This window comes from Aeromicrobium fastidiosum (assembly GCF_017876595.1).
GTDB classification, from domain to species: domain Bacteria; phylum Actinomycetota; class Actinomycetes; order Propionibacteriales; family Nocardioidaceae; genus Aeromicrobium; species Aeromicrobium fastidiosum.
The window spans coordinates 2,881,933-2,897,523 of sequence record NZ_JAGIOG010000001.1; the positions used below are offsets into that span (position 1 = coordinate 2,881,933).

The window sequence follows — 15,591 nt, forward strand, 5'->3', positions numbered from 1 at the left end:
CATGACGTCTTCCCCTCATGCACTGATCGTCGGAGCCACCGGCATCTCCGGCACCGCCCTCGCCGAGCGCCTCGTCGGTGAGGGCTGGGACGTCACGGGCCTGTCCCGCAGCCGGACGCTCGACCTGGACGGGGTGACAGACGTGCGGGTCGACCTGCAGTCGGCCGATGACACCCGTCGGGCGCTCTCGGGCCAGGCGTTCACGCACGTCTTCATCACGGCCTGGGTGCGGGGTGCGACCGAGGACGAGAACATCGCCGTCAACAGCGCGATCGTCCGCAACCTGCTCGACGCCGTCCGGCCTGCCGGGTCGGTGCAGCACGTCGCGCTGATGACGGGCCTCAAGCACTACATGGGCCCGTTCGAGGCGTACGGCAAGGGCGAGGTGCGCGACACCCCCTTCCGTGAGGACGAGGAGCGCCTCCCGTACCCGAACTTCTACTACGCCCAGGAGGACGTCCTCTGGGAGGCCGCGGCGCGCGACGGCTTCACGTGGAGCGTCCACCGTGCGCACACCGTCATCGGCACCGCCGTCGGCAACGCGATGAACATGGCGCAGACCCTGGCCGTCCAGGCGGCGATCTGCCGCGAGCACGGCCGACCATTCGTGTTCCCGGGCTCGCAGACCCAGTGGGACGGTCTGACCGACATGACGGACGCCGGCCTGCTGGCCGAGCACATGCAGTGGGCCGCGACGACGCCCGAGGCGGCGAACACCTCGTTCAACATCGCCAACGGTGACGTCTTCCGCTGGCGCTGGATGTGGCCCCGCATCGCCGAGCTGCTCGGCGTCGAGCCGGAGGGGTTCGCCGATGCGCCGCGTCCCCTCGAGCAGCAGGTGGCCGGGGCGGCGGACGACTGGCAGGTCGTCAGCGAACGCCACGGTCTGGCCGTCGAAGACGTCGACCAGCTGGCCTCGTGGTGGCACACCGACGCTGATCTGGGCCGTGACTTCGAGTGCCTGACCGACATGCGCCGCAGCCGGCAGGCGGGGTTCAAGGAGAGCCGCACGACGGTCGACTGCTTCGCGCGGGTCTTCGACGACCTGCGACGTCGCAACCTCATCCCGCCGCTGTAGTCCCCGGCTCGGGACGGGTCGTCCCGACCCACCCACCGAGCAGGCGGGCCGTGAGGACGGCCGCGACGGCCTCGGCCGCGAGCAGGCCGACGAGGACGAGCAGCTGGACCTCGGCCGCCTCCGCGGGGGAGGCGCCGCCCAGCAGCAGGCCGACGAATGCGCCGGGCAGCGTGACGAGCCCGGCGCTGCGCGTCTGGTCGATCGCCGGGATCAGCGCGCGACCGGCTGCCACCCGACCCAGTGCCGCGGTGGCCTGCCGCGGAGTGGCCCCGAGGGCGAGCCATCCCTCGACCTCGCCCCAGTCGCGGGCGTCGCAGCCGATGCGCCGCGCGGAGGTGGCCGTCGCGGCGACGACCATGACGCCGAGGTAGAGCACGACCCATCCGGGGTGTCGGAACACGAACGCGATGACGAGCGCCACGACGACGAGTTGGACGGCTCCTCGGGCGACCGCCACGACGGCGTCGGCCCGCACGCGCACGCCGGCGACGGTGACGGTCAGCAACGCGATGGCCAGGAGCACCGCCACCGCAGCGGCGGAACGTGCCGGGTCGAGGGTGCTCATACGAGCAGTGTGCCGCGGCGAACCCCGTCGCGTAGATTGCGGCCATGGCGAGCTGGCGACGACCGACCAACGCCCCGGACAGTCACGGGGCGTGGCTCTGTCCGTGCTGCGGCCACCGCACGCTCGAGGGCGCTGGCGACTACGACCTGTGCCCCGTGTGCTTCTGGGAGGACGCCGGCGATCAGCTGCGCTGGCCGACCATGACCGACGGGCCGAACGGCATCAGCCTGATCGAGGCTCAGCGCACCTTCGCCGAGGTCGGAGCGTGCGCGCAGGCGTTCGTCCCGCAGACGCGCGATCCCTGGCCGGGCGAGGAGCGCGAGGCCGGGTGGCGGGTCCTTGACCCCGAGCTCGACGACTTCGAGTGAGGACCTGACGACCCTGACAACGTCCCGTGGCCCGAGCATCACGAAGCCTTGTACTGGTGGCGGCCGACGTACTTCCGCCGTTCCGAGAACAGGCGCACCGGGCCTGCGCCGCGACGACCGCCGTCGAATGCGGCGGAGACGATGATGGCGCGCATCATCGAGGTCGCGCCCGAGACGGCCGACATCGACCTACGCATCCGTCAGCAGTGGACCGAACCCGCGGTCATGCCGTTTTGCGGCGAGCTGGCGAGCTTCGTCGCCGAGGCGGCGCTGCGCGGCGACACTGAACTCGCCCTGCGGATCATGGACGAGCTCGAGGCCGGGCTCGCGAGCGGCGACGGCTACGCCGGCACCTGCGTGAGCATCGGCTTCCTCGAGCCGCAGTACGACCGGGGCGAGGACGGCGAGGCGTGGCCGCCGGCCGAGAGTCTCGGCTTCCGCACCGAGGAGATGGCCGCGTTCGTCGACTCGTGGCCGAAGCACGTCAGGGCCGAGCTGCGACGTCAGATGGCTTACGAGGCCAAGGCCGAGCGCCGCGAACGACGACTGTGGGGTCCTCCGCAGCCGGACGGATCGTGGCGGCCGACGTACCGCTGGAAGCTGAGGCACCCGATCCTGTGGTGGAAGATGCGACACGCGGGCATCAGCTTCGCCGGGTGACCGGCTGATCAGTCCTGGCGGCGCACGAGGATGTCCTGCCAGTCGGCGGGCAGACGCTCGGCAGGCCCCGGCGCGGACTGCGTCACGGGGTGGTGGTGCGGTGCGACGAGCTCGGGGCCGTCGAAGGCGTTCTGCGACGCGAAGTCCCAGAACCAGTCCTCGCCGGGCTCGAAGCTCTGCATCACGGTGTGGCCCGTCTCGGTGAAGTGGGCAGTCGCATGGCGCGACAGTGAATCGTCGCAGCAGCCGATGTGCCCGCACCGCGCGCAGCGTCGCAGGTGGAACCACCAGCCGCCGGTCTGCTCGCACTCCACACAGCCGGTGCCGGTGGGCGGCACCTCGGGGACGAGGTCGTCGGTGTCGATCTGCACGGTCATTCCTCCCGAAGGTCTTGGCTCGACCCGGCTGGGGTGCCGACGCCATTCTTACCTGCCGACCTCGCTCACGTCCCGTCTTGAGCGCGGATCATGCCGGGTGGACGGTCCGCCCACGGCGTCACTGACGCCCGAGGCGCGGTCGTCGAGCAGGTCGTCCCGCTCGAGCTACGAGTCGGCGCGTTCGTGCTGCGCCCGGGTCATCATGGCCGTTGCCACGGCACCTGTGATCGCTCCGACGACACCGATGCCCACGACCATGAGCACGACTGCCACCGCACGTCCTTCGGTGGACACGGGGTAGAAGTCGCCGTAGCCGATCGTCGTCACCGTGGCGCACGCCCACCACACGGCGTCGCCGAAGCTCGAGATGTTGGCTCCCGATGCATCGCGTTCGGCATCGAGCACCGCCACGGCCCCGAGCAGGACTGCTGCGACGGCGGACCCCGAGACGTAGACGAGAGCGCGGACGGCCAGGGTGTTCGATGCGGAGCGATCCATGATGCGCACCAGCGCCAGCAGCCTGAGCAGACGCAGGGGGCGCAGCATCGGCACAGCGATGAGGACGACGTCGTACCAGTGGCTGATCGCGTACTCGCCGCGGCGGTCCGCGAGCGACAGGCGAGCGATGAAGTCGACGGCGAAGGCGACCCAGACGGTCCACGAGACGATGCTGAAGAACTCGCGCCACCCCGTGTCCAGGCGCGGGTCGAGCACCGGCCACGCATAGGCGGTCAGGAAGGCGACAGCGAGCAGCAGCAGCGGAATCTCGGAACGGCGCTCCCAACGCTCGACACGACTCATCACACCATTGTCGCTGGTTCACGACAGGCTGTTCAGCATGGCCATCGCTGCTAGCCTCCGGTCATGATCGGCACAGTGCTCGCGCTCGGTGGTGGTGGCTTCTCGATGTCGGACGACGGCACGTCCGCGATCGACTACTTCCTGCTCGAGCTGACGGGCCGCAGTCGTCCGCGGGTCTGCTTCGTCCCCACCGCGAGCGGCGACGCCGACGGCTACAGCCAGTCGTTCGAGGCCGCCTTCGCGGGCCGAGCGGACACGTCGGTGTTGTCGCTGTTCAGCCACGACCCGTGGGGATGGAGCGACCCGGCGATGCTGCTGGAGCAGGACGTCGTCTACGTGGGCGGCGGCTCGACCGCGAACCTGCTGGCGGTGTGGCGGCTGCACGGCCTGCCCGACCTGCTGGTCGAGGCGGCGGCGAACGGCACGATCCTGGCCGGTGTCAGCGCGGGGATGAACTGCTGGTTCGCCGGCTCGTCGACCGACTCGTTCGGGCCGCTCGCACCCTTGACCGACGGGCTCGGCCTGATCGACGCGACGGCGTGCCCGCACTACCTCGGCGAGCCCGGGCGGCGCGAGAAGTACGTGGGCTGGGTCGCCGATGGGTCGCTCGGTGACGGGTATGCGGTGGACGACTTCACGGCCCTGCTGTTCCGCGACGGGTCCCTCGTCGAGGCGGTGTCGGAGCGTCCCGGCAAGCCTGCCTTCCGCGTCGAGCGGGTGGACCACGACCGGGCGGTCGAGATCGACCTCCCGGTTCGAGTGCTGCCCAATCAGACCGTCAGCACCAGTCCGGCCGCGAAGACCAGATAGAACCCGCCCGCGTAGAACAGCTTTGCCGCAGTGAACGACTTCTGGTGCATGACCCACAGCAGGTAGCCGACCGAGGCGAGTGTCGCGAAGCCGGCGAGCATCAGCGGGGTGTCGAACTTCCAGCTCGTGAAGCCGATGCCGATCGCCGACGGAACGGTTGCCTGGATCATCATCGAGCCCGAGATGTTGGCCAGCGCGAGGTTGGCCTTGCCCTGGCGCACCCAGATGATCGCGTTCATGATCTCGGGCAGCTCGGTCGCGATGGGCGACAGCAGCAGGGCGACGACGACGGCCGGGAGCCCGAGGGCGGGGCCGGCCCACTCGAGCTGCTTCACGAACACCTGCGATGCCGCGAAGATCACGACCAGGGAGCCGATGGTCTGCGCCACGACGAACCACGTGCCCGGGGTCGCGGTCTTCGGACGCAGCTTGAGCGGCTCGAGGTCATCCGCCGACGCGTCCTCGCCGTCGCTGGTCATCTCGCGGTAGAAGTAGACGCCGTACGCGGCGAGGAACAGCAGGCCGAGCCACGGCTTGATCGCGAACGCGACGAGGCCGAGTGCCACCTTGAACGCGAAGATGCTCAGGAACCAGACCTGGTCGCGGGCGAGACGGCGGGTGTCGATGCCCTCGTCGACGCGCAGGTCGTGGCCCGCCGGTGCGGAGTCGCCCGGGCCGGCCATCGCCAGCGCCTTGGCCCGGGTCTTGCGGAACCGCAGGAACAGCATGGCTCCCGTGACGGCGTACGCGAGCGTGCCGACGACGAGCGGGCCGCCCATCGCGGCACCGACGGCGATGTCGTTGCCGTTCTTCTCGCTGCCGAACAGCACCGCCATGAGAGTCACGACCGACTCGGGCAGCGCGGTGCCCGCTGCGGCGAGGATCGTGCCGACGGCGACGCCGCCGACCTTCATGCGGACGCCGAGCCACTCGATCGCGTTGACGAACCACTCGCACGACAGGTAGATCGCGACGGCGCAGACGACCAGCAGGAGCACGTGGACCATGCGTCCGACGCTATGGGCGCGCAGGGCCGGGGCAAACGGCGTCTCCCCAACAGCAGAGTTCGGGTTTACGAACTCTCGGCTCCGACGTGCTCGCACGACGGGTAGTGGCAACCGTCCGCGACGGCCCGGTTGACGGGCGGAGTCGAGCCGATCCAGAGCGCGGCGACGGCCTGCAAACCCAGGTCGAGGGTCGTCGACCCGTCCGCGGTGTCGACCCGCACCTCAGTGGCACCGCCGAACGGCTTGAGGCCCGTCACGGTCAACCCGACGTCGAGCACCAGGCCGTGCTCGGCGAACCAGCGCAGCAGCTCGGGGTCGTCGTCGTCGATGCGGACGACGTGCCCGCCCTCGCCCTCGCCGAGCTCGCCGAGGGGACGCGCGACGGGCCGGTGCAGGACGCCGTCGGCGGTCGGGATCGCGTCGCCGTGGGGATCGCGCCACGGGTGACCCAGCCGCCGGTCCATCCGGTCGAGCATGAGGTCGGAGATCGCGTGCTCCAGCACCTCCGCCTCGTCGTGCACCTCGTCCCAGCCGTAGTCGAGTGCCGTGACGAGGTAGGTCTCGATCAGCCGATGGCGTCGCACCATCCGCAGGGCCCGGGCGAGGCCGGCATCCGTGAGAGCGACGGCACCGTAGCGCTCGTGCTCGACCAGACCGTCGTCCGTGAGGCGCTTGACCATCTCCGAGACCGAAGACGTCGATGAGCGGAGTCGGGCCGCGATGTCACCGACGGTGCGTGCGCTCTCGTCCCACTCGCCGACTGAGAAGATCGCCTTCAGGCAGTCCTCGACCGCAACCACATTGCGTCTGTTGGCCACCCCGAGAGGATACGACAGCGCGCTTGACCGCTGCTGGAACACTCGCGGCATGGATACCGTGCGTGCGTTCGTCTACTACCGCGAGAACTACCTGATGGGCGTCGCCCGCCCCGGAGCCCTGACGTCCGACGGCAGCCACCTCACGCTGCAGTCCAACGACCTGCAAGTCGTGTGGCAGGCGCCTGTGAGCGACGTCCGGGTCAAGAAGGGCATGGGCATCCTGACCGTCAGCATCAAGGGCGAGAAGGCGTCGATCCTCACGGCGGTCGGCGGCAGGACGTCACCCCGGCCCTCCGACGAGCTCACGGCGCTGCTCGAGTCGGGTCATGGGATCGCCGACGCTCCGTCGGTCAGGGACGCTCAGTACGTCTCGTGGCGGGGGATGCCGAGCGTCGGGGCCTACGCCCAGGGTCAGAAGGCGCTGCGCGCGATGTTCGAGTCGCTGGGCGTGCTTGACTGACCGCGACGGCGACGGCTGGAGCGCCCTCCACCGTTGCGCGCCGGAGTAGCGTTTCAAGGGTGACTGCACCCACGACTCCCGCCCCGTCCATCTCGACCGCCGGCGAGCTGCGCGCCTCCGGGCACGTGCTCAAGACCCTGCGCGCCGAGATCCGCGACAACCTCCTCGCCGCACTGCGAGAGGGCCGCGATCCGTGGCCCGGCCTGCACGGCTTCGAGTCGACCGTCATCCCGCAGCTCGAGCGTGCGCTGATCGCGGGGCATGACATCGTCCTGCTGGGCGAGCGCGGGCAGGGCAAGACCCGCCTGCTGCGGACGATGGTCGGCCTGCTCGACGAGTGGTCGCCGGTCATCGACGGGTCCGAGCTCGGCGAGCACCCGTACGAGCCCATCACGACCGGCAGCCTGCGCAGGGCCGCCGAGCTGGGCGACGACCTGCCGGTCGCGTGGCGCTCGCGCGACGAGCGGTACGCCGAGAAGCTGGCGACCCCCGACACGTCCGTCGCCGACCTCATCGGCGACGTCGACCCCATGAAGGTCGCCGAGGGCCGTAGCCTGGGCGACCCGGAGACCATCCACTTCGGGCTCATCCCGCGAAGCCACCGCGGCATCGTCGCGATCAACGAGCTGCCCGACCTCGCCGAGCGCATCCAGGTCGCGATGCTCAACGTCATGGAGGAGCGCGACATCCAGATCCGCGGCTACGTGCTGCGGCTGCCGCTCGACGTGCTGGTCGTGGCCAGCGCCAACCCCGAGGACTACACCAACCGTGGCCGCATCATCACGCCGCTGAAGGATCGCTTCGGTGCCGAGATCCGCACGCACTACCCGACCGAGCTGGTCGACGAGGTCGCCGTCATCCGGCAGGAGGCCGAGCTCGTCGCCGAGGTGCCCGACTACCTGGTCGAGATCTTGGCCCGCTTCACCCGCGCGTTGCGCGAGTCGTCCGCGGTCGACCAGCGCAGCGGCGTCAGCGCACGCTTCGCGATCGCGGGTGCCGAGACCATCGCCGCCGCGGCGATCCACCGCGCCACCCGCCAGGGAGAGGACGTCGCCGTGGCCCGTCCGGTCGACCTCGAGACCGCGGTCGACGTGCTCGGGGGCAAGATCGAGTTCGAGTCGGGCGAGGAGGGGCGCGAGGACGAGATCCTCGACCACCTGCTGCGCACCGCGACGGCCCAGACCGTCCGTGAGCACTTCCGCGGCATCGACTTCACGCTGCTGGTCGAGGCGATCGAGAACGGCGCGATGGTCACGACGGGCGAGCAGGTCACGGCCCGCGACTTCCTCACCGGGCTGCCGACCCTCGGCGAGTCCGAGCTGTACGACGAGGTCGGCGACCGCCTCGGCGCGACCAACGACGGCCAGCGTGCCGGTGCGATCGAGCTGGCGCTCGAGGGGCTCTTCCTCTCGCGCCAGATCAGCAAGGACAGCGGCGGCGGCGAGACGATCTATGGCTAGGGCCAATCGCAGGCTCACCCGCGCGTCCCGCTACGGCAGGTACGAGGGTGGCCCCGATCCGCTGGCACCGCCGGTCGACCTCACCGAGGCGCTGGCGCAGATCGGCGACGACGTCATGGCCGGCTACTCGCCCGAGCTCGCGATGCGGGAGTTCCTGCGTCGCGGGGGCCAGGACCAGACGGGGCTCGACGACCTTGCGCGTCGTGTGCAGGACAAGCGCCGCGAGCTGGCGCAGAAGCACAATCTCGACGGCACGCTGCAGGAGATCAAGGAGCTGCTCGACAAGGCGGTGCTGGCCGAGCGGGGCCAACTGGCCCGCGACGTCGAGATGGACGACGCCGACCGCACCCTGGCCGAGATGCAGCTCGACAACCTGCCGCCGTCGCCAGCGGCGGCCGTCAGCGAGCTCAACGGCTACGACTGGAGGAGCAGCGAGGCCCGCGAGGACTTCGAGAAGATCAAGGACCTGCTCGGCCGCGAGATGCTCGACCAGCGCTTCGCCGGCATGAAGGACGCCCTCGAGAACGCGACGGACGAGGACCGCGCCGCGATCAACGAGATGCTCGGCGACCTCAACCAGCTGCTCGAGCAGCACCGCAGCGGTGAGGGGACGCAGGAGCAGTTCGACGAGTTCATGGCCAAGCACGGACAGTTCTTCCCCGAGAACCCGCAGACCGTCGACGAGCTGCTCGACACCCTCGCGCAGCGCTCGGCCGCGGCCCAGCGGATGCGCAACTCGATGACCGCCGAGCAGCGGGCCGAGCTCGACCAGCTGGCCCAGGAGGCGTTCGGCTCGCCCGAGCTGATGCAGTCGCTCGCACAGCTCGACGGCAACCTGCAGGCGATGCGTCCCGGCGAGGACTGGGGCGGTTCGGAGCGCATGGACGGCGACGAGGGCCTGGGCCTCGGTGACGGCACCGGTGTGTTCCAGGACATCGCCGACCTCGACTCGCTGGCCGAGCAGCTCGCCCAGTCGTACAACGGCTCCCGGATGGACGATCTCGACCTCGACAAGCTGGCCCAGCAGCTCGGACCGGAGGCCGCCGTCGACGCCCGCACGCTGCAGCAGCTCGAGCAGGCGCTGCGCGACTCCGGCACGCTCAAGCGCGGCTCGGACGGACAGCTCAAGCTGACGCCCAAGGCCATGCGGCAGCTGGGCAAGGCGCTGCTGCGCGACGTCGCGAACAAGATGTCCGGACGCCACGGCGCCCGCGACGTCCGTCAGTCGGGTGCCGCCGGCGAGCGCTCGGGCGCCACCCGCGAGTGGGCGTTCGGCGACACCGAGCCGTGGGACGTCACCCGCACGATCACCAACGCCCTGACCCGCACGGCGGGTGAGGGCGGGACAACCGGTGCCGGCGTCCGGATCGAGATCGGCGACGTCGAGGTGCAGGAGACCGAGGCCCGCACGCAGGCCTGCGTCGCCCTGCTGGTCGATACCTCGTTCTCGATGGCGATGGACGGTCGCTGGGTGCCGATGAAGCGCACCGCGCTCGCGCTGCACACCCTCATCAAGAGTCGGTTCCGCGGCGACGACCTGCAGCTCATCGCGTTCGGCCGTCATGCCGAGGTCATGGACATCGAGCAGCTCACGGGCCTCGACGCGATGTACGCCAAGGGCACCAACCTGCACCACGCGCTGCTGCTGGCCAACCGGCACTTCCGCAAGCAACCCAACGCCCAGCCGGTGCTGCTGATCGTCACCGACGGCGAGCCGACGTCGCACCTCGAGAGCAGCGGCGAGGTCTACTTCGAGTACCCGCCGCATCCGCTGACGATCGCCTACGCCGTGCGCGAGCTCGACAATGCCACGCGGCTCGGTGCGCAGACGACGTTCTTCCGTCTGGGGGAGGACCCGGGCCTGGCCCGGTTCATCCAGTCGATGGCGCACCGTGCGGGCGGCACGGTCGTCGCTCCCGAGCTGGACGATCTGGGGGCCGCGGTGGTCGGCTCGTACCTCGGCTCACGCACGTCCCGCGGGGGAGCAGGAGGCGGTGGCCTCGACGGGATGTGGGGCGGCGGTCGCGGCTTCTGGGCCGGCTGACTGTCGTGGTCAGGACTGTTGGTGCTCCTTGCGGAAGTCCTCGAGCTCGTCCAACAGCACCTTCGCGGCTCGCCGGCTGATCTTCTCTGAGCTCCGCTGACGCAGCCAGCCGACCAGCTGCGTTCCGGCGATGAAGTCGACGTCCTGCACGCGTGCTGCCGGCGGAACGTCGTGACTGATCGGTCCCCACAACGCGACGAGGGGCGTAACGACGACCGACCGCTCATCGGCCCTGCGACGAGCCGTGTGCTCGCGCTTGAAGTACCCGAGGTGTCGCAGGACGGACGTCGCGCGCCCCGCTGACTTGAGTGCCGCCCCGGCCGATCGTTCGATGTCGCTGCCGATCGTGCTGCTGCGCCACTTGGAGTCAATGGCGACGAGCCCCCCTCCCCGGGTGACGACGAGGTGGTCGATGTCGCCCCCTGAGACCGTGATGCTGTCGACCCATCCCCAGATGAGCCTCCGGCGCTTGGCCTTCTTGAGTTCGTCCCGGGTGAACGTCTCGCCGAAGTCACCGCGCATCTGTCGGACGGCATCTTGGTTGGCGGCGATGAAGGAGATGCGGAGCGTGAAGTAGAGAATCGCCACGATGGCTGCGTGGAGGGCACCCAGTAGGTACGTCACCACGGGGCCGTCGCCGAAGGCGTGGAGAAGCGCCCAAGTGCCGATGCTGAAACTGATGATCTCGACGGCGACGACGACCACGATGCTACGCCGGTTCTTGCGCAGGAAGGCACCCCACAGCGATCGAAGCTGCCTGCCCGAGTAGGTGCGCGTCGACGACATGCACAGATCAGATCACCTGGCAGGGTCACCAACCGGTCGGTCAGGCCTCGCCGGCGATGAGGAACGTGTCGCCGGACTTCTCGAGCTGCAGCGTCACGGAGTCCTCGCGGGGATCGTCCTTCTTCTTGTACGAGTACGTGTAGGACACCCGCAGCGTGGCGGGATCGGCTTCGACCTGCTTGACGTTGACGTCGGTCACGTCCTTCCAGAAGCCCTTGTATCCCTTGATGCCCTTGCTCTCCTCCTGGAAGGCGGGGGTCAGCAGCGTGAAGCCCGTGTCGGGGTCGCTCGCCGCAGTCGTCAGGTAGTCGGCCACGAAGCCCTCGAGCGCCTGAGCGGTGACGCCGTCGACGGCTTCGGGCTCGGTCGGGGTCGCGTCCGTGGCAGCGGGCTGCTGGCTGGTGCCCGTCGCGCTGGGCAGGTCGTCCGCGGGGTCTTTGCCGTCGCCGCGCCCGAAGGCGATGAACGCGACCAGCGCGACGAGGACGCCAGCCGCCGCGACGGCGGCCCAGAACGCGGGAGGACGCCTGCGCGCGGCGGGTGTGGCGACTGGTGCCGTCGGCGCAGGTGCCTCCGTCGCGACCGGCGGAGCGAGCGGACGGAACGCCGTCGTCGGCACGGGCTCGGGGGCGGCGGTAGGTGTCGGCGCACTCTCAGGAACCGGCGCGGCCACGGTGTCGGTGAATGCGGCGAACCCCTGCGTCGACTCCAGGTCGATCGTCGGCACGGGGCTGAGTGGCTGACCCGCTGCGGTGGCCTCGACGGCGTCCATCGTGGGACGCGCCGCGGGGTCGTGCTGCATCATCGACGCCACGAGCGTCGTCAGCGGGTCGTTGCCGTCCAGACGCGGGGGCTCGTCGTTCACGATCTGGTACATCGTGCCGAGCACGTTGTCGCTGACCGCATAGGGCGGCTGGCCCGACAGCGCGTGGAACAGCGTCGCGCCGAGCGACCAGACGTCGCTGGCGCTGGTGGCCGGGCGGCCGCTGGCGACCTCGGGCGACAGGTAGGCGGGGGAGCCCGTGACCATGCCGGTCTGCGTCAGCGACGCATCGGCTTGCGCGCGGGCCACGCCGAAGTCGGACAGCTTCGCGACCCCGGCGCTCGTGAGCAGGATGTTGGAGGGCTTGACGTCGCGGTGCACGATGCCGTGGGCGTGCGCAGCCGCCAGGGCACCGGCGACCTGCCCGGCGATGGAGGCGAGCTCGGCGGGCGGCACGAAACCGCGGTCGGCGATCAGCGCAGCGAGGGTGGGCCCGTCGACGTGCTCCATGACGAGCCACTGGTAGCCGTCCTCGTCGACGAGGTCGTAGACGGCGACGACGTTCTGGTGGTTGATGCGGGCGGCGAGGTGGGCCTCGCGCTCGGCGCGCTCGAGATCAGGGGCGACGCCGCCGGCAGCCATGCCGATCTGCTTGATCGCGACGTCCCGGTTGAGGACGGTGTCGTGGCCGAGCCAGACCGAGCCCATGCCGCCGCGACCGATCTCGCGGTCGAGCTCGTACCTGCCTGCGAGCATGCCGCCGCCTCCTTGATCGATTCAGTCCTCGTCGGTCCAGCTCCCGACGTCCCAACATAGGCGCTGGCACCACGACCTGCCGGGCAGGTGCGAAAATCAGGCGTGTGACCCAAGACCGCGAGTTTCAGCCGCTGCGGCGGGGCACCTGGACCGGTGCCGATGGCCTCGTGATGCTGGCGATCTTCATGGTGCTCGCGGTGGTGGCCGTTGTCGCGCTGCTGGCCGACCAGGACTGGTGGGCCGCCCCGGCGCTCTTCGCCGTCGTCGTGGGCGTGACGGCGCCCATCGCCTTCATCGCCGTCTGGCGCCATGGCGTCAGCCGGACGATCGTGGTCACGCCCGACACCGTGGAGCTGGTGAAGGGTGGGCACCGCAGCACCGTCCGGACCGTCGTGCACCGGGACGTCGAGAGCTACGGGGCTGCGTTCGCGCCGGTGCTGCGCGGCTGGACGACGAACGCCAGCGACCGGATCCTCCTGATGACGGACGGTCGGGAGAGCATCTGGGTGCACCCGTTGTGGGGTGCCGAGACGCAGCGGGCCATCGCGGCCGAGCTCGGGGTGCAGCTCAGGGAGACGCCGGCGAGACGGTTCGAGCTGAAGGCGTCCGTGGGCATGCGGTCGCCGTTCGTGGAGCGCAGACCGTTCGTCTCCGGCCTGCTCCTCGCACTGTCGGTCGTCGTCGTGGTGTTCGCGGTGGCGGCGGCCGCCGGGCTGATCGACTGAGCGGGAGCAGGATCACCAGGTGTCGATGGCGGCACCGCTGCCGGTGAGCCGTCCGTCGCGGGCCGCGGCGGACACGAGCTGCGCCACGAGCCCGCGGGTCTCAGCGGGATCGATGACGTCGTCGATCTCGAAGTGCCGGGCGACGTTGAGCGCGCTGGCGTTGGCCTGCGCGTGGGCCGTGAGCTCTCGCACCTGGCGCTCGCGCTCATCCGGGTCGTCGATCGCCTCGAGCTCCTTGCGCATCGCGAGGCGGACGGCTCCCTCCAGGCCCATGGCGCCAAGGTGTGCGCCGGGCCAGCCCACGGTCATGAGCGGCTCGTGGGTGCTGCCGCCGAGCATCGCCTGGGCCCCGAGGCCGTAGGCGCGCCGCAGGACGACGCCGATGAGGGGCACGCGCATGCGGGCGGCGGCAACCAACAGGCGGGACGTGTGCCGCACGAGTCCGGTCTGCTCGGCGTCGGCGCCGACCATCATCCCCGGGGTGTCGACGAGCGAGACGACCGCGAAGCCGTGGGCATCGCACAGCTGCAGGAAGCGGGCGGCCTTGTCGCCGGCGTCGGCGGTGATCGCCCCGGCGGTGTGGCGCGTGTCGTTGGCGATCAGCCCGATGGTGCGGCCCTCGATCCGTCCGAGCGCCGTGACCAGTTCCGGCGCGAACGCGGGGCGCAGGACGGTGACGCTGTCGTCGTCGCAGAGGGTCTCGATGATCGGCAGGACGTCGTACGCGGTGCGCTCGCCCTCGGGGACGGCTTCGCGCAGCGTGGCCTGCTCGGATGCCGTCCAGTCGTCGACCGGTCCGAGGAAGTAGCCCAGCAGGTGCCGGGCCTCGGCGACGACGTCCTCGCCGTCGACCACGACGTCGACCACGCCGTTGGCGGTCATGACGTCGATCGGACCGACGTCGGCGGCGGCCACGTCGCCGAGCCCGCCGCCGGCGATCATCGCCGGGCCACCCATGCCGAGCGACGCTTGCGGGGTCGCGACGATCAGGTCGGCGCAGCCCGCGATGACGGCGTTGCCGGCGAAGCAGTTGCCGTCCACCACGGCGATGCGCGGGACCCTCCCCGACAGACGTGCCCATGCGGCGAAGGTCGTGACGTCGAGCGCCGAGACGAGCGGGATGTCGGTGTCGCCGGGCCGTCCGCCGCCACCCGAGGCGAAGAACACGGTCGGCAGCGCGAGCCGTGCGACGACGTCGAGAAGCCGGTCGGTCTTGCGGTGGCCGCGCATGCCCTGGGTGCCGGCCATGACGAGGTAGTCGTACGACATCACGGCGCAGGCGTGGCCGTCGACGGTGGCAAGGCCGCCCACGATGCCGTCGGCCACGGTGCGGTCGAGCAGGTCGTCGACGCTGCGGCGCGAGGCCTGCGCGGCGGTGACGAAGCGTCCGTACTCCACGAAGCTGCCGGGATCGACCAGGGCGGCGACGTTCTCGCGGGCGGTGCGCCCGCCCCGCGCGTGGAGCCGATCGACAGCGTCGGGGCGGGCCGCGTCCTCAGTGAGGGCACGACGGGCGAGGAGGTCGAGGAGCTCGGGTCGGATCGTCACGCTCGCACGCTAACAGCCGGGTTGCCGGGGCCCGGGGTGACGATCAGGCGAACGCTGCGTGTCGTTCCTTGACTCATTCAAGTTTGGCCGTAATCTGGTCACATGCCCACCGCGCCGGAGATCGAGCAGCTCATCCGAGCCGCCGAACTGCGCGTCACGCGGCCCCGAGTCGCGGTGCTCACCGCGGTTCACGAGCACCCGCACGCCGACACCGACAGCCTCATCGGGGCCGTCCGTGCCGAGGCCGGCGACGTGTCGCACCAGGCGGTGTACGACGTCCTCAAGGCGCTGACCGGGGCCGGCCTCGTCCGGCGCATCCAGCCATCCGGCTCGCTGTCTCGCTACGAGGCACGCGTCGGCGACAACCACCACCACGTGGTGTGCCGCTCGTGCGGGTCGATCGCCGACGTCGACTGCGCCCACGGCAGCGCGCCGTGCCTCGTCGCGTCGGACAGCCACGGCTACGACATCGACGAGGCCGAGGTCATCTACTGGGGCACGTGCCCCGCCTGCGCCGCGACCCGCGCCTCTTGAACTGTTTCAACGTCTCCACTCCACCACTCCG

At 70.5% G+C, this 15,591-nt stretch carries 17 protein-coding genes; 9 read left to right on the forward strand and 8 right to left on the reverse strand.

Annotated elements, in window-relative coordinates:
• Position 1: 1 nt before the first annotated feature.
• The gene (locus JOF40_RS14310; protein ID WP_129184335.1) at positions 2-1,078 is read left to right on the forward strand and encodes an SDR family oxidoreductase; all 1,077 of its coding nucleotides are present in this window, start codon (positions 2-4) and stop codon (positions 1,076-1,078) included.
• Here JOF40_RS14310 and JOF40_RS19775 read toward each other — a convergent pair.
• On the reverse strand, positions 1,062-1,643 hold the full coding sequence (locus JOF40_RS19775; protein ID WP_129184333.1) for an ABC transporter permease: 582 nt from the start codon (positions 1,641-1,643) through the stop codon (positions 1,062-1,064). The two genes, JOF40_RS14310 and JOF40_RS19775, sit on opposite strands and share 17 nt — an antisense overlap.
• A 44-nt stretch (positions 1,644-1,687) precedes the next feature.
• Here JOF40_RS19775 and JOF40_RS14320 point away from each other — a divergent pair, with 44 nt between their 5' ends.
• Both JOF40_RS14320 and JOF40_RS14325 read left to right on the forward strand, forming a co-directional pair.
• Positions 1,688-2,011, forward strand: a complete 324-nt coding sequence (locus JOF40_RS14320) for a CPCC family cysteine-rich protein (RefSeq protein ID WP_129184331.1) — start codon at positions 1,688-1,690, stop codon at positions 2,009-2,011.
• 144 nt (positions 2,012-2,155) lie between these two features.
• Positions 2,156-2,671: a DUF7674 family protein gene (locus tag JOF40_RS14325; RefSeq protein WP_129185995.1), complete on the forward strand. Its 516-nt coding sequence runs from the start codon at positions 2,156-2,158 to the stop codon at positions 2,669-2,671.
• An 8-nt stretch (positions 2,672-2,679) separates the two neighbouring features.
• Here the strand turns inward: JOF40_RS14325 and JOF40_RS14330 are convergent, their stop codons facing one another.
• Positions 2,680-3,048, reverse strand: a complete 369-nt coding sequence (locus tag JOF40_RS14330; protein WP_129184327.1) for a UBP-type zinc finger domain-containing protein — start codon at positions 3,046-3,048, stop codon at positions 2,680-2,682.
• A gap of 165 nt (positions 3,049-3,213) precedes the next feature.
• Positions 3,214-3,849: a potassium channel family protein gene (locus JOF40_RS14335; RefSeq protein WP_129184325.1), complete on the reverse strand. Its 636-nt coding sequence runs from the start codon at positions 3,847-3,849 to the stop codon at positions 3,214-3,216.
• Positions 3,850-3,912: 63 nt separating this feature from the next.
• Between JOF40_RS14335 and JOF40_RS14340 the strand changes: the two genes are divergently transcribed.
• Positions 3,913-4,659 carry a Type 1 glutamine amidotransferase-like domain-containing protein gene (locus tag JOF40_RS14340; RefSeq protein ID WP_129184323.1) on the forward strand — a complete coding sequence of 249 codons (747 nt, stop codon included), beginning with the start codon at positions 3,913-3,915 and terminating at the stop codon, positions 4,657-4,659.
• On the opposite strand, the gene JOF40_RS14345 is transcribed toward JOF40_RS14340, so the two are convergent.
• Positions 4,620-5,666: a sodium:calcium antiporter gene (locus JOF40_RS14345; RefSeq protein WP_129184321.1), complete on the reverse strand. Its 1,047-nt coding sequence runs from the start codon at positions 5,664-5,666 to the stop codon at positions 4,620-4,622. The two genes, JOF40_RS14340 and JOF40_RS14345, sit on opposite strands and share 40 nt — an antisense overlap.
• 65 nt (positions 5,667-5,731) lie before the next feature.
• Positions 5,732-6,466 carry a metal-dependent transcriptional regulator gene (locus JOF40_RS14350; protein WP_307800773.1) on the reverse strand — a complete coding sequence of 245 codons (735 nt, stop codon included), beginning with the start codon at positions 6,464-6,466 and terminating at the stop codon, positions 5,732-5,734.
• A gap of 67 nt (positions 6,467-6,533) precedes the next feature.
• Here JOF40_RS14350 and JOF40_RS14355 point away from each other — a divergent pair, with 67 nt between their 5' ends.
• Genes JOF40_RS14355 through JOF40_RS14365 form a run of 3 tightly spaced genes read left to right on the forward strand, consistent with a single transcriptional unit; the run spans position 6,534 to position 10,448 of the window.
• Positions 6,534-6,944 (forward strand): hypothetical protein, encoded by a 411-nt coding sequence (locus JOF40_RS14355; protein ID WP_129184317.1) that lies wholly within the window; start codon positions 6,534-6,536, stop codon positions 6,942-6,944.
• Positions 6,945-7,003: 59 nt separating this feature from the next.
• Positions 7,004-8,404, forward strand: coding sequence for a MoxR family ATPase (locus tag JOF40_RS14360; RefSeq protein WP_129184315.1), 1,401 nt, complete (start codon positions 7,004-7,006; stop codon positions 8,402-8,404).
• Positions 8,397-10,448, forward strand: a complete 2,052-nt coding sequence (locus JOF40_RS14365) for a vWA domain-containing protein (RefSeq protein WP_129184313.1) — start codon at positions 8,397-8,399, stop codon at positions 10,446-10,448. Before JOF40_RS14360 ends, JOF40_RS14365 begins: the two co-directional genes overlap by 8 nt.
• A gap of 9 nt (positions 10,449-10,457) precedes the next feature.
• On the opposite strand, the gene JOF40_RS14370 is transcribed toward JOF40_RS14365, so the two are convergent.
• Entirely contained in the window at positions 10,458-11,234 is a 777-nt protein-coding gene (locus JOF40_RS14370) for a nuclease-related domain-containing protein (protein ID WP_129184311.1), read from the reverse strand.
• 40 nt (positions 11,235-11,274) lie between these two features.
• The gene (locus JOF40_RS14375; RefSeq protein ID WP_129184309.1) at positions 11,275-12,753 is read right to left on the reverse strand and encodes a serine/threonine-protein kinase; all 1,479 of its coding nucleotides are present in this window, start codon (positions 12,751-12,753) and stop codon (positions 11,275-11,277) included.
• 104 nt (positions 12,754-12,857) lie between these two features.
• Here JOF40_RS14375 and JOF40_RS14380 point away from each other — a divergent pair, with 104 nt between their 5' ends.
• Positions 12,858-13,478 (forward strand): hypothetical protein, encoded by a 621-nt coding sequence (locus JOF40_RS14380; protein ID WP_129184307.1) that lies wholly within the window; start codon positions 12,858-12,860, stop codon positions 13,476-13,478.
• A 12-nt stretch (positions 13,479-13,490) separates the two neighbouring features.
• On the opposite strand, the gene JOF40_RS14385 is transcribed toward JOF40_RS14380, so the two are convergent.
• Positions 13,491-15,026, reverse strand: coding sequence for an acyl-CoA carboxylase subunit beta (locus tag JOF40_RS14385; RefSeq protein ID WP_209674620.1), 1,536 nt, complete (start codon positions 15,024-15,026; stop codon positions 13,491-13,493).
• Between the two features lie 102 nt (positions 15,027-15,128).
• On the opposite strand from JOF40_RS14385, the gene JOF40_RS14390 reads away from it, so the two are divergent.
• The gene (locus JOF40_RS14390) at positions 15,129-15,560 is read left to right on the forward strand and encodes a Fur family transcriptional regulator (protein ID WP_129184305.1); all 432 of its coding nucleotides are present in this window, start codon (positions 15,129-15,131) and stop codon (positions 15,558-15,560) included.
• Positions 15,561-15,591 lie beyond the last annotated feature (31 nt).

Excerpts from the sequence above, each read along its gene's own strand:
- JOF40_RS14310 (WP_129184335.1), top strand. The coding sequence starts at position 2 with ATGACGTCTTCCCCTCATGCACTGATCGTCGGAGCCACCGGCATCTCC.
- JOF40_RS19775 (WP_129184333.1), bottom strand. The coding sequence starts at position 1,643 with ATGAGCACCCTCGACCCGGCACGTTCCGCCGCTGCGGTGGCGGTGCTC.
- JOF40_RS14320 (WP_129184331.1), top strand. The coding sequence starts at position 1,688 with ATGGCGAGCTGGCGACGACCGACCAACGCCCCGGACAGTCACGGGGCG.
- JOF40_RS14325 (WP_129185995.1), top strand. The coding sequence starts at position 2,156 with ATGGCGCGCATCATCGAGGTCGCGCCCGAGACGGCCGACATCGACCTA.
- JOF40_RS14330 (WP_129184327.1), bottom strand. The coding sequence starts at position 3,048 with ATGACCGTGCAGATCGACACCGACGACCTCGTCCCCGAGGTGCCGCCC.
- JOF40_RS14335 (WP_129184325.1), bottom strand. The coding sequence starts at position 3,849 with ATGAGTCGTGTCGAGCGTTGGGAGCGCCGTTCCGAGATTCCGCTGCTG.
- JOF40_RS14340 (WP_129184323.1), top strand. The coding sequence starts at position 3,913 with ATGATCGGCACAGTGCTCGCGCTCGGTGGTGGTGGCTTCTCGATGTCG.
- JOF40_RS14345 (WP_129184321.1), bottom strand. The coding sequence starts at position 5,666 with ATGGTCCACGTGCTCCTGCTGGTCGTCTGCGCCGTCGCGATCTACCTG.
- JOF40_RS14355 (WP_129184317.1), top strand. The coding sequence starts at position 6,534 with ATGGATACCGTGCGTGCGTTCGTCTACTACCGCGAGAACTACCTGATG.
- JOF40_RS14365 (WP_129184313.1), top strand. The coding sequence starts at position 8,397 with ATGGCTAGGGCCAATCGCAGGCTCACCCGCGCGTCCCGCTACGGCAGG.
- JOF40_RS14370 (WP_129184311.1), bottom strand. The coding sequence starts at position 11,234 with ATGTCGTCGACGCGCACCTACTCGGGCAGGCAGCTTCGATCGCTGTGG.
- JOF40_RS14375 (WP_129184309.1), bottom strand. The coding sequence starts at position 12,753 with ATGCTCGCAGGCAGGTACGAGCTCGACCGCGAGATCGGTCGCGGCGGC.
- JOF40_RS14390 (WP_129184305.1), top strand. The coding sequence starts at position 15,129 with ATGCCCACCGCGCCGGAGATCGAGCAGCTCATCCGAGCCGCCGAACTG.